This is a genomic window from Thiovibrio sp. JS02, assembly GCF_053485635.1.
The window spans coordinates 1421771-1434190 of record NZ_CM130715.1 but is presented as its reverse complement, the minus strand read 5'-3'; the positions used below and the strand labels follow the sequence as shown (position 1 = coordinate 1434190).

General features: G+C 56.6%; 9 protein-coding genes. 3 read left to right on the top strand and 6 right to left on the bottom strand.

What is annotated here, in order from left to right; translation table 11 throughout:
* Positions 1-5: 5 nt before the first annotated feature.
* The 3 genes from ACUUL3_RS06645 to ACUUL3_RS06635 form a co-directional block, all read right to left on the bottom strand.
* Complete coding sequence (locus ACUUL3_RS06645) at positions 6-1991, bottom strand: ATP-binding cassette domain-containing protein (RefSeq protein WP_448555764.1); 1986 nt, start codon at positions 1989-1991, stop codon at positions 6-8.
* 208 nt (positions 1992-2199) lie between these two features.
* Complete coding sequence (locus tag ACUUL3_RS06640) at positions 2200-3315, bottom strand: sensor histidine kinase (RefSeq protein WP_448555762.1); 1116 nt, start codon at positions 3313-3315, stop codon at positions 2200-2202.
* Positions 3316-3325: 10 nt separating this feature from the next.
* Entirely contained in the window at positions 3326-3781 is a 456-nt protein-coding gene (locus ACUUL3_RS06635; protein WP_448555760.1) for a hypothetical protein, read from the bottom strand.
* 323 nt (positions 3782-4104) lie between these two features.
* Between ACUUL3_RS06635 and ACUUL3_RS06630 the strand changes: the two genes are divergently transcribed.
* Positions 4105-4932, top strand: coding sequence for a DUF362 domain-containing protein (locus ACUUL3_RS06630; RefSeq protein ID WP_448555758.1), 828 nt, complete (start codon positions 4105-4107; stop codon positions 4930-4932).
* 4 nt (positions 4933-4936) lie between these two features.
* Entirely contained in the window at positions 4937-5848 is a 912-nt protein-coding gene (locus tag ACUUL3_RS06625; protein ID WP_448555756.1) for a PIG-L deacetylase family protein, read from the top strand.
* A gap of 6 nt (positions 5849-5854) precedes the next feature.
* Here the strand turns inward: ACUUL3_RS06625 and ACUUL3_RS06620 are convergent, their stop codons facing one another.
* Complete coding sequence (locus tag ACUUL3_RS06620) at positions 5855-6688, bottom strand: pyruvate, water dikinase regulatory protein (protein WP_448555754.1); 834 nt, start codon at positions 6686-6688, stop codon at positions 5855-5857.
* A 208-nt stretch (positions 6689-6896) separates the two neighbouring features.
* Here ACUUL3_RS06620 and ACUUL3_RS06615 point away from each other — a divergent pair, with 208 nt between their 5' ends.
* Entirely contained in the window at positions 6897-8921 is a 2025-nt protein-coding gene (locus ACUUL3_RS06615; protein WP_448555752.1) for a methyl-accepting chemotaxis protein, read from the top strand.
* Between the two features lie 16 nt (positions 8922-8937).
* Here the strand turns inward: ACUUL3_RS06615 and ACUUL3_RS06610 are convergent, their stop codons facing one another.
* Positions 8938-9780 (bottom strand): hypothetical protein, encoded by an 843-nt coding sequence (locus ACUUL3_RS06610; protein ID WP_448555751.1) that lies wholly within the window; start codon positions 9778-9780, stop codon positions 8938-8940.
* Between the two features lie 269 nt (positions 9781-10049).
* Complete coding sequence (glgP, locus tag ACUUL3_RS06605) at positions 10050-12209, bottom strand: alpha-glucan family phosphorylase (RefSeq protein ID WP_448555749.1); 2160 nt, start codon at positions 12207-12209, stop codon at positions 10050-10052.
* Positions 12210-12420: the final 211 nt, after the last annotated feature.

The window sequence follows — 12420 nt, the reverse complement described above, 5'->3', positions numbered from 1 at the left end:
TTTTATCAGGCGTCTTGCTCCAATCCATAGCGCTCTTCGATCTCTTCGATCCTGGCCTGGGCCTGTTCCCATTCGCCGTAGGTTCTTTCCAGCTTCCTGGCAAGGGAACCGTACTCACTGCTCAGTTCGGCGAATCTCTCCTGATCCCTGTATAACTCCGGGTCGGCCAAGGCCTGTTCCAACTGGTTTTTGCGGGATTCCAGAGAGTCGATCTCCTGTTCGCAGCGAGTTGCCGTTTTTTTGAAGGGGGCAAGCTCCCTGGTTTTCTGCTGACGCATTTCCGCCTGTTGCCGGCGGGCCTCCTTGCCCTTTTTCGGCTGCCGGTCAGGTTCCGGCCAGGCAGCGGCGACTGCCTGGCCTTTGGCCGGCACCGGAGGGGGGGCTTCGCTGTGCGTCTTGTGCAGGTAATAATCGATGTTGCCGTCGAAGATGGTGCCGTGGCTCTGTTTGATTTCGAGCACCTTGCCGACAAAGGAGTTGGCGAAATAGCGGTTGTGGGAAACCACGATGATGGAGCCGTCATACTGGCGCATCGCCTCCTGCAGCACCTCCTGGGAAACGATGTCCAGGTGGTTGGTGGGCTCGTCCAGGATCAGGAGGTTGGCCGGGGTGGCGATCATCTTGGCCAGGGCCACCCTTGATTTTTCCCCGCCCGAAAGCACGCCGACCTTTTTGTCCACATCATCCCCGCGAAAGAGAAAGGCGCCGAGCAGGGAGCGGCTCTGGGTCACGGTCAGCTCATTGCTTACATGGCTCAGGGTTTCCAGGATGGTGAAGCGCGGGTCAAGCTCCTGGGCCTGGTGTTGGCCGAAGTAGGAAACAGTCACATTGTGGCCGAAACGGATAACGCCGTCATCGGGTTTGACAAGTCCCGCCAGCATCTTGACCAGGGTTGACTTGCCGGCGCCGTTGACGCCGACCACAGCCATCTTTTCGCCGCGTTGCAGGACAAAGGAAAGATCGGCAAGAACCTTGAGCGCCCCGAAGCTTTTGTTGAGTTTTTCCACCTCCAGGACGGTTCTGCCGCTGGCGGGCGAGGGCGGGAAGCGGAAGGAAATGGTGCTCTCGGTGGCGTCGAGTTCGATGATCTCCATCTTCTCAAGCTGTTTGAGACGGCTCTGCACCTGACTTGCCTTGGTGGATTTCGAGCGGAAACGATCGACAAAACGCATGGTCTGCTGGATTTTCGCCTGCTGGTTTTCATAGGCCGCCCGCTTGATGGCCATCCGGTTTTCCTTTTCCACCAGATACTGCGAATAGTTGCCCTTGTAGACGGTCAGCTCGCCCAGGGAAAGCTCCCAGGTTATGGTGGTAAGGTTGTCGAGAAAGGCGCGGTCGTGGGAGATGATCACCATGGCGCCCCGGTGGTTCCTGAGAAAATCTTCAAGCCAGGTCAGCGACTCGATGTCCAGATGGTTGGTGGGTTCGTCCAGCAGCAGCAGGTCGGGTTTGGCGAGAAGGATCTTGGCAAGCATCAGGCGCATGAGCCAGCCGCCGGAAAAGGAGTTGCTCTCCTTGCTGAAATCCGCCTGGGAAAAGCCCAGACCAAGGAGCACCTTCTCGATCTGGGACTGCATGACAAAGATGTCGGACTCATCCAGGCGATGCTGCAGTTCGCCCTGCCTGCGGAGGATTTCGGCAAATTCGCTGCTTTCCGCCGCGATCTGCCCCAGACGTATGTTCACCTGCTCCAGTTCCTTCTGTACGGCCAGGGCATCGGCAAAGGCGGTTTCCGCTTCGGCGAACAGGGTCCGGCCCGGCGGAAAGGAAGTGATTTCCTGGGGGAGATAGCCGAGGGTTATGTTTTTGGCCCGGGTCATAACCCGGTCGTCCACATGCTGCACGCCGGCCATGATCTTGAGCAGGGTGGATTTGCCGGCGCCGTTCACCCCTGCCAGACCGATTTTTTCATTGGGGTGGACACGGACGGAAACATCCCTGAAAAGATGTTTTGTGCCGAACTGGATGGAAAGCTGGTTGATGGCAAGCATGTTTTTCCGAGTACGGTCTGGAATGAAAGTTACTGGGGCCGTGGAGCCGGAGAGTTTAACGCGGAGGCGCAAAGACGCAAGAAAAAAATAGGCGGCCCGCGCTGTTCCCACCGGACAGACCGCTGTGCGAGGGGCTGAGTATTCACGGCCCGCCGGTTGCTCATTGTAAGGAGGTGCGATACGAAGGCGTCCGGGGGGGGAGATCCGGTCAGATGTGGTAGTTCCCGCCGGAGGAACCGGCCAGTTCGCCCAGGTGACTGGGCAGGACAATGACCACGGTGGTACCCTTGCCCTCTTCGCTGCTCAGTTCGATGGTGCCCATGTGTTCGTTGATGATCTGCTTGACATATGGCAGGCCCAGGCCGGTGGCCTGACGGTGCAGGCGCAGGTAGGGGTCGAAGATGACCTCCAGGAGGTCTTTGTGGATACCGGGGCCGTTGTCGCTGATGGCAAGTTGCCCTCCTTCGGGGGTCATCTTCGTGCGGACCCGGATGGCGCACCCTTTGCCGCAGGCTTCAAGGGCATTGCGCAGCAGATGGAGAATCGCCATCTTAATGAGAGAGGCATTGCCATGAAAGAAAAGCGGGGTGGGGCTTGGAAAGAACAGCAGGCCGACATCCTTGCTCGTGGCGTCTTTCTGCAACGATTCAACGGAATCCGCGACAATGGGGTTCAGCTCAAGGGGGGCAAAGATTTTTCTGGCCTCGGGTCGTACCGTTTCAAACTTGCTGACCAGGTTTTCCAGCTTGCGGGACTGGTCCAGGATGTGGATCAGCTTCAATTTGCCTTCCTTTTCATCCGGGTAAGTATTGAGAAGGCGGCGCACCATGCCGCCGATGATGGTGATGGGGTTGCGAACCTCGTGGGCGATGCGCAACGCCATGCTTGCCCTGGTGCGCTCGGCGATGACCGCCTCGATGTCTTTGTTGAGGTGGAGGAGCGCCTGGCTGTTTTTTTCTATTTTTTCCTTGTCGCGGGCCATGCGGGACATGATGGTTTCGATGCGGTCAAAAAAGAGGGTCACCGAGGCAATTACAATGAACGCCATGGTGTTGATGGAGCCGCTGTATGGTTCCAGCGACAGCCAGATATCCAGGTTGCCCGACATGGAAAGGAGGTGCTTCAGGATATGGCCGACGGAACGGGAGAGGGCCAGGGTGAATATGGCGCCGCAAAACCAGAGGAGAAAGATGGCCAAGGGGTTTTCCCGTTCGGCGTTGACAAGAGCCAGGGCCTTCCGCAGGCAGAGGCCGGAAATGACGATCAGGGCAACGGCGCCCAAAAAATCGACGATCCAGATGGGGAGCAGGCTCAAGGTGGTCATGGGGCTTCACTCATCCGGCGCTCTGGGCGGGCCGGCTCTCTCTGAACATGCTCAATCCCCGATAAATGAAGAGCATGGCCGGTACGGCAATGAAGTTGTCCATCTTCAGGAGATAGAACAGCACCTCCTTCCAGCTGGCAAGCTGAATCGAAGGCACCTTCTCCCCGGGGAGGCGGACCAGCGAGTCCTCGGAGATGTAGAGGTCAAGAAAATGCCCCCCCATGGTTGCCATGTTCCAGATGATGAGGAGCCAGGCGCCGATCAGTATGGAGTGCCACCCCTTTGACGAGGCGTGCCGGCTGTGCTGGGCTTTTACCGCGAAAAAGAACAGGGAGGCGATCAGGAAAAAATGGGCAAGCTGGTGGATATAGAGTCCTGAATATTCGTGGGGCTGGAAGGCAAGCGCACGGCCAGGGCAGAGGATTGCCACCAGGAAAAGGAGCAGGCTGGAAAGTGGTTTAGACACAACAGACTCCGGCGCGCTTTTTGGGTTTATGGCGAATTTCCAAGGGAATATCAGCCAGGATCTTTATTCGCCAATTCATGAAGTTGTTTTTATCCGGAAGCAAGTGTTCAAATTGGTTGAAATCGCAACAGGGCGCGATTACAACCAGGATTGCGGTATAAATCTTTGATTTATTGTGACCGGCAAGGGTACTTGTAACGTCCGCCAAAATTTGATCATACAGAATTAACCGCCGTCCATGCAAAGAATAATTTGTAAAACGGCGCTCACGGCCGGAACCCCTGCTCCAGGGCGGGGCGGATTGGGCCGGGGAGGGAATGGTGATGCTGGAAGGTGATGCGGGCAAGGTCTTTGTCCGTGAATACCGGGACTGGTCAGCTTCCGTTGCCGCTCTTCTTGCCGCCGCCGATTTCTGTGCGCGTTTGGTGGGCCGGGACCTGCTTCTGATCAAGCCCAATCTGGTCGAGGCGTTGCCGCCGCCCATCACCACGCCCGTGGCCCTGGTGGCCGCCATCATCGTCTTTCTGCGGAAACATCTCCCGGGCCTGAACATTGTGGTGGCCGAAGGGGTTGGCGCCAAGGACGAGGACAGCTGGCAGGTTTTTTCCGCCCTTGGTTATACCCGGATGGCGAAAGAACTTGGGGTCGGCCTTGTCGATTTGAACAGCGAGGATTTGCTCTGTCTGGAAAGGCCAGGTTACCGTCGTTTCCCGCGGATGTATCTTCCCCGTCTCGCCTTGGATGGTTTTCTGCTCTCGGTGCCGGTGTTGAAGGCACACAGCCTGGCAGGGGTCACTCTGACCATGAAGAACATGATGGGCCTGGCGCCTCCCTCCCATTATCAACAGGGAGGCCATTGGAAGAAAGCGGCATTCCATACGAGGATTCAGGAGGCGATCTGCGACCTGAATCGCTACCGCAAGCCGGACTTCACCATCCTTGATGCGACCGTGGGCATGAGCGAGGCGCATCTCTGGGGGCCGACCTGCAATCCGCCGGTGAACAAGCTGGTTGCCGGTTACGATCCTGTGAGTGTGGATGCATACGGCGCCGGTCTGCTAGGCCGGGACTGGCGCGATATCGGGCATATCCGTTCGGGGCACGGGGAGCTGGGCAGGGCAGAGCCTCTGCACATCATTGACTGTGGGTAAGGGGATGAAAAACAGCGAGGAATTTTCAGGATGGCTTGACTATGTCAACCGCTTTGCAGCCCCGTTTCTGGAAAGGCTGGGCGAGGAGGGTCGAGTTGCCGGCGGGGCGGATAAGAGAGCCGGATCGCCAAGGACGGACGTAAAGCCGCGGCGGATCCTCCTCTGTTCCCCGCACCCCGACGATGAGGCCCTGGTGGGCGGCCTGCCATTGCGCATGCTGAAAGAGACCGGGGCGCGGGTCACCAATGTGGCGGTCACCCTTGGCAGTGATACGAGCGCCGCGGAGAGGCGTCTGGCCGAGCTTCGCAGATCCTGTGAAATCCTGGGGTTTGCCCTTGAGCTGGCCGGAGGAGGGACTGGGTTTACCGGCGTAACCCCCTGGACCAGGGGGCAGGAGCCCGCCCGCTGGCAGGGGATGGTGGAGCAGCTCTGCGCTCTTTTTTGCCGTCTTCGGCCGGACCTTGTTGTTTTTCCCCATAACGACGATATGCATCCGACCCATGTGGGGGTGCATCATCTCGTGCTGGCGGCGTTGCGAAGATATTCCGAGCAGGAGGATGGGGTTGTCATTACGGCGGAAAGCGAGTATTGGCACCCCCTTGCCGCGCCGAATTGTCTCCTGGGTCTTGCCGCGCATGACGTGGCAAGATTGCTCTCCGCCCTGGCGGCCCATGGGGGAGAGGTGAAACGTCACCCCTACCACCTTTTTCAACCGGCCCGCCTCATCGATAATGTCCGGCGCGGGGCGGAGCGGGTCGGCGGCTTCGGCGCCGGCGTCCCTTCCTTTCTTTTTGGCGAACTCTACAGACTCGGCCGTTTCAGTTCCGGGCTCCGGGAGTTTGCGCAGCCCTTGCTGGTCGCGCCGGGAGTATCGGCTGAGGCGGCGATTTTTTCCGCGGCCTTCGCTTTTTTGTAAACCTCTTCACGATTTGCTGTTCAGCGAGGCCGGCTTTTTGGAAAGGCCCAATTCCTGAGAAACCTGGGTGGCGATCTCCTCGATGGACTTCCCGGCCGTTGAGACAACCGGGATTTTGTAGCTTCGGTATATGGTTTCCGCTTTTTCCAGTTCCTCAATACAGGTGGAGAGCTTGGCGTAATTGCTGTCGGAGTAGCGTTTTTCCCTGACGCTGTGCAAGAGTTCCGGGGTGGTGGTGAGGGCGACGGCCCGTTTTTTGTTGCGCGCGACCCCGTCCGGCAGCCGGTACTCATCGAGGTATTCCGAGGTGAGCGGGAAATTGGCCGCTTTGAGGCCCATCTGAGTGGCCAGGTAGACGCTGACCGGGGTTTTGCCTGAACGGGAGACGCCAAGGAGAATGACATCCGCCTCATCCAGTTCATGGGTCTTGACGCCATCGTCATGCTCCAGGCAATAGTGGATCGCTTCAACCCGCTTGGCCATGGTCAGGTTGTCGATATGCCGCGAAAAGCCCGGCACCCGCAACGCCTTGGCTTCGAGGCAGTTTTCCATCCGTTCCATGAAGATTTCAAAGGCATCGAAAAGTTCCACCTCGGGGGAATCGAAGATGGCGCGAACCTCCTGGTTCATGATGGTGCTGAAGATCAGGGGGCGTCTGCCGGTTGACTGTTTCAGGATGTAAGCCAGGGTTTTTTGCGCCTCTTCGATGTTGAGGACAAAGGGGAATTTTTCTTCGTGAAAGTTGATCTCCGGAAACTGGCAGATGAGGGCCTGGCCAAGATTGGTGGCTAAAATACCGGTGCTGTCCGAAATATAGTAGACGTCTTTTGAAGACCACATGCGGAAATCTCCTGTAGAAAGTGAAGGGGGTATGGTATATAAAATACCCAAATACCGGCTGAAAACAAATGGGTTTTAATGGGTATTCTTGCCGTCGGTCAGGATGGGGGGAGGGAATGAGCGGCTTGCCGCCCATGGTTGCGGCTGCCATATGTGCAGGCTGATTGCCACGGCCACTGGCGGCGTTATTCAATGGAAGGGGTGTGCGATGAACTGGAAAGAGATGACAATTGCCAAAAAAATAACCGCGGGGTTTGCGGTGATTCTGGCTCTCCTGGTCGTTATCGTGACGGCGAATTATTTCGGCGTGGGCAGGATCGTCGGCAATGCCGAGGATGTGATTCTCGGCAACAAACTCGATGGCCTGCTTGCCCAGAAGGAGGTGGACCACCTCAACTGGGTGTCTGGCGTCAATGCGCTTTTGAATGATGACAATGTCACCGAGTTGCATGTGGAAACCGACCACACTCAATGCGGCTTCGGCAAATGGCTTTACGGCGAGGAGCGGCAACGGGCGGAAATTCTGGTGCCCAGCATTGCTCCGCTGCTGAAGAGTATTGAAAAACCCCACAAGGATCTTCACGATTCGGCCAGCGCCATCAAAGAGGTTTTTGTCCAGGGAGACCTGATGCTCCCGGCGAAACTGGTCGCCATCGAGGCGGCCCACCTGGGCTGGGCCGGCAAGGCAATGGATGCGCTGCTCGCCCGCAGCACCACCATCGGGAATTTCGAGACCGATCCCGCCAAGTGCATGCTCGGCAAGTGGCTGGGGTCCGAGCAGGCCAGGAAGGCTTATAAAAACGGCAGCGCCCACTACCGGGAATCGGTTGATTCGATTCATGAAAGCCACGATGCCATGCATGCCTCCGGCGCCAGGCTCAAGGAGCTGCTCGCGGCCAAGCGTTTTGATGATGCCGGCGCGCTCTTGAAAAATGAAACGCTCAAGCATCTCAACGCCACCATCGAAGTCCTTTGGGATCTGCAGACCGAGGCGGAAAATCAGATTGCCGGCATGCAGAAGGCCAAGGATATCTATGCGGCACAGACCGTGCCCTCCGTGCTGGCCGTGCAGGAACTTCTGGGGAAAATCCGCGCCGAGGCCCGCAACAATATCATGACCGACGAGGTCATGGTAAACGCCGCCCAGAGGACCCGTTTCCTGGTTTCGGTCTTCGGTTTCGTCACCGTCGGGTTCGGGCTGTTTCTTTCTTTTTTTCTGGCCCGGGCCATTACCTCGGTTTTGACGATGGTTGCCAACCGGATGGCCGATGGCGCTGAACAGGTTGCCGCCGCGGCCGGCCAGATATCCTCATCCAGCCAGGTTTTGGCCGAGGGGGCATCGGAACAGGCCGCCTCGGTGGAAGAGACTTCGGCCTCGATCGAAGAAGTGGCGGCAATGACCAAGCAGGATGCGGAAAATGCCGGTCAGGCGGATATCCTCATGAAGGAGGCGAACCAGGTACTGCTGGCTGCCGATGCCTCCATGAAAAAGTTGACCGCCTCCATGGAGGAAATTTCCTTTGCCAGCACCCAGACCCAGAAGATTGTGAAAACCATTGATGAAATTGCTTTTCAGACCAATCTTCTCGCCTTGAACGCCGCGGTTGAGGCGGCCAGGGCCGGCGAGGCCGGAGCGGGGTTTGCCGTGGTTGCCGACGAGGTTCGCAATCTGGCCATGCGCGCCGCGGAAGCTGCCAAAAACACCTCAAGCCTCATCGACGGCACGGTGCAGAAGATCAATGCCGGTTCGGATCTGGTTTCGGAAACCAGCGACTCATTTACCGCGGCCACCCGGTCCGTGCAGCGGATGAGCGCCCTGGTGAGCGAAATAGCCGGCTCCACCAGCGAGCAGTCCAGGGCCATCGGTCAGGTGAATAAGGCCATCAGCCATATTGACAGCGTGACGCAGCAGAATGCCGCCAATGCCGAAGAAACGGCCTCGGCCTCGGAGGAGCTGAATGCCCAGGCTGAGGTGATGAAGGCGACGGTCAACGAACTTCTCCGGATGGTGGGCGGGACAAAGCGGGCAAGCGCCGGCGCTCTGCCGGCTTCGGAGGGCAAGGGCGCGAATCTGCTGGTTCGACCGACAAAAAGCCCTGATCTCGCGGAGGATGAAGGGCAAAAGAAGCTTCCCTCAGGCAAGGGGAAAGGGAAGACCGCTCCGCGAGAGACCGGCAAGGTCAAGCCGGAACAGGTTATCCCCTTTGAGGATGAGGAATTTCAGGATTTTTAAAGATCGCCGGATCTGCTCAAATGTTCACGGTCTGCCCAGGCTTCTCGGGCAGCGTGTTGGCATGCAGCCAGTTGTCATGCTGCCGCTGAAAGGCCTGACGTAAGTCACTGTATCCCTTTGCCGTTGCCGGATGCTGTCCCGCAGGCTGGTGCGCCGATGCCCTGACCATGGCCTTTTCCGTCAATGGCCCGATGAATGGGCTTAGGCCAGGGTTGTTTTCCAATGCCTGCTGCCAGCGGCTGAACATGCGCAGGGCGGCTTCTTCCTTTGTACCCACAGCGGAGGCCTCTTTCGTGGGGGGCGGTTTTTCAGGTTCGCCCTCGGCAAGGGCTGTCAGTATTTGTTGCCAGCGTGCCTTCATCTGCGCAGAGTAACTTGTCCGCCCGCCCTCCCCATCTGTCTCCGTTTGCGGGAGTTCCCGCCGCAGGCTCTCTGCCATGTCGTCGAAAGAAGCAGGGATCGGGTGTGTGCCGGTTATGCGCGTTTGTTGGCTTATCCGCTGACTGAATGAGGCGGACATGGCCGAGAGAGAGCCCATGTCGCCGATCTCCAGGGCATCCTGCATGGCTTTTCCATAATCCCCGGTAAAAAAAGAGGAGGCGATGGCGGTGAGGTCCGTGATCAGATTCGCGATATCGGCAAGCTCTTGTGGGTTGAGATCCCCTTTCAGCGAGACTGCCATTGTCTCACTGCGGGAAGAAAAAGAACTCATGGACTGCCCCGAACTCATCGGGGTCAACCATTCCCTGGCCTGCAATCCCTGGTGGTTTTGCAGCATCCCGGAAAAGGTGACAATATCCCCTTCATCGGTCTGGATGGTGATGCGGGTGGATTGCTGGATGCTGCTGCTCAGCGCCACTCTCCCATCCCCTCTGCCGACCGTGCAACGTGAGGCGGGACAGGCTGTGTGCAAAAGGCCTGGATTGATGGTGTTTGGCATGTCCTTCCCCCATTTACTCAGGGCTGCTGTCTACGCTACCTTAAGGCGTCAGGCGATGGTCGCCCGCATTGGTTACGTACTTCCCTGATAACCTCATCGGCAGGAAGGTCTGTAACTTAACTAAAGAATTCTCCGGCGGAAAAAAGATTTGTGGCATCGCAACAAACGATGTCGGCAAAAAAAAGGACTCAGTGTGCCGGTTCGCTGTTGTAGAGAGCGCGGAATTTTTTGATTTTCTGGAGAACCGCCGCAGAAAGATCCAGGCGATAGCGGTCGACATACTCTGCGGCCATGCGATGGGTATTGAAGATCGGGCAGTTCAGGATGAGGTTGGCGATACATTTGTCTAGGTAATGGTCATGCATGGCAGGATCATAATAGGAACGGAGAATTTCCGGGAGCAGCTCATAAAAAGAGGCGGAGTCCTCGGCATAGAGCAGGGAGGTCCGTAGCTCGCTGAGATGCTCATGGCTGATGGGATCTTCGTAGCCGAACTTCCACCCGGTCTGGCCATCGTGATACCCTTCGACCCACCAACCGTCCATGATGCTGAGGTTGGGAATCCCGTTCATCGCGGCCTTCATGCCGCTGGTTCCGCTTGCCTCCAAGGGACGTTTTGGGCTGTTCAGCCAGGCGTGTACTCCCGCCACCATCATCTTGGCTATGTGCATGTCGTAGCCGGGAATAAAAACAAGCTTGGCAAGGCCATTGCTTTTTTTGTACAGCTCTTCCTGCACGGCAAGAATGTTTTTGATCAGATCTTTTCCAGGTTCATCAGAGGGGTGGGCTTTGCCGGCATAAATAAAATTCACCGGCCAGTTGTTTTCTTTGACAATGGTGGCGAGCCGCTCCAGATTTTCAAAAATAAGGTCCGCCCGTTTGTAGGTCGAAAATCTTCTGGCAAAGCCAAGGGTAAAGACCTTTGGGGTCAGTGTGCTTTCCCGCTCGTCCAGATAGGAAAGATAATTCGGAGGGTCTATCCAGGTTTGCAGCCGCTGGTTGCGGTGGGCGACAAGCATCTGATTTACGTAATCGATGAGTTTTTTGGTGTCTTCAAAACCGGCCTGTTCGAAGTAGGTACGGAATTTTTTGTTGCCCAGCAATGATTTTGCCCCGGCGAAAACGCTCGGGTCGAGCCGCCAGTTGTTCAGTTCCGGAAAAGTGTCGTACAGCTCCGCCTTGGCGTCACTGGTCCAGGTAAGGTGGTGTACGCCGTTGGTGATGGCGGTAATTTTCTTCGCATACTGGGGGAACTGTTTTTGGGTTACTTCCTTGTGCAGACGGCTGACGCTGTTGGTGGCCCGGTTCAGCTTCATGGCCATCGCGGTGAAATTATAGACAAAACGATTTTCCTCTTCCAGTGCCAGAAGGTTCAAAATCCGTTCACAGAACGGATTTACCAGATCTTTATATATGGAAACTCCAAAGCGGTCATGGCCTGCTTTAACCGGGGTATGGATGGTGAAGACAAACCGGTCGGAAACCTCTTCCGCTGCCTGAAGGATATCGGCATCCGTCGCTTTGTTTTCATAGGCAGGGCCGTATTTATCCTCAAGTTTCCTGTTGATGAGGGAAAGGACCACGGCAACCCCGTGCTGTTCGTTCAGATGGATGGTCCGGGAGGTGATGCCTAAAGCTTCCATGGCCGGCACCACCCCTGCCCCAAGCAGGCGTCGCTGGGTCGCTTTGGTTTTTTCCGAGCTGCTGTCGTAGAGATGTTGGGATGCCTCCTTGATCCAGGCAGGAGTATCGGGCAATTGAAAGTCAAGGAGGATTTCCGGGACGAAAAAGTCCAGATTCCCGTTGATTTCCATTTTCAGCCAGAGCTGGGCGTAGGCCACGGATTTATTGCCATGATGATCGTAGAAGGGCACCTCGATGCGGATGGGTAGGGCAGGATTTTCCGGATTTTTCAGGAGATACATTCCGGCCGTGTTTTCAGGTTCCCAGGTGGAAGCCCATGCGACTTGCCCAAGTTTGGAATCGACAAGCTGTGAAAAATACCCCTTTTTGTAGAGCAGCGAAACCGCGACGGCTGGTATCTGGCAGTCGGCGAAACTCTTCAGGGTATCTCCCGCGAGAATCCCCAATCCCCCCCCATAGTTGGGAATCTTGGTGGGACCATGCAGAAAAAGTTGGATAAACTTATCGAGTACCTCGTCAGGGTGTTCGGTGATCCCGTTTTTCCTGAGATAGTTCTGCACCGGATGGAATACATCGAGATCCGCCCCGATTTCCATGGAAATATATGTTACGGAATTGCCGATCGGTGAGGTGAGACTGTTCCACACAGTATCAAGCACCTTTTGCGAAACGCCGAAAAAGGTGCCGAATTGGTTTTTGGCCATCAGCGCATGGCGTACGCGCTCGCTGTCAAGGGGGGGCTGTTGGACGGAAACGTCGCCATGGGATGAATAACTGGATTGCGGGGGAGATTTAAGACGCTTCATTGATAGTGTCGCCAAGGAGGGGTGTCGAGTTTTACCTTAAATATCAAAGGGTTGACTCTGTGATTTCTGGTGGGTCAAACTATAAAAAATTATAGCCTTTTCCATGGTC

Excerpts from the sequence above, each read along its gene's own strand:
- ACUUL3_RS06640 (WP_448555762.1), bottom strand. The coding sequence starts at position 3,315 with ATGACCACCTTGAGCCTGCTCCCCATCTGGATCGTCGATTTTTTGGGC.
- ACUUL3_RS06625 (WP_448555756.1), top strand. The coding sequence starts at position 4,937 with ATGAAAAACAGCGAGGAATTTTCAGGATGGCTTGACTATGTCAACCGC.
- ACUUL3_RS06645 (WP_448555764.1), bottom strand. The coding sequence starts at position 1,991 with ATGCTTGCCATCAACCAGCTTTCCATCCAGTTCGGCACAAAACATCTT.
- ACUUL3_RS06620 (WP_448555754.1), bottom strand. The coding sequence starts at position 6,688 with ATGTGGTCTTCAAAAGACGTCTACTATATTTCGGACAGCACCGGTATT.
- glgP (WP_448555749.1), bottom strand. The coding sequence starts at position 12,209 with ATGGCCAAAAACCAATTCGGCACCTTTTTCGGCGTTTCGCAAAAGGTG.
- ACUUL3_RS06615 (WP_448555752.1), top strand. The coding sequence starts at position 6,897 with ATGAACTGGAAAGAGATGACAATTGCCAAAAAAATAACCGCGGGGTTT.
- ACUUL3_RS06630 (WP_448555758.1), top strand. The coding sequence starts at position 4,105 with ATGCTGGAAGGTGATGCGGGCAAGGTCTTTGTCCGTGAATACCGGGAC.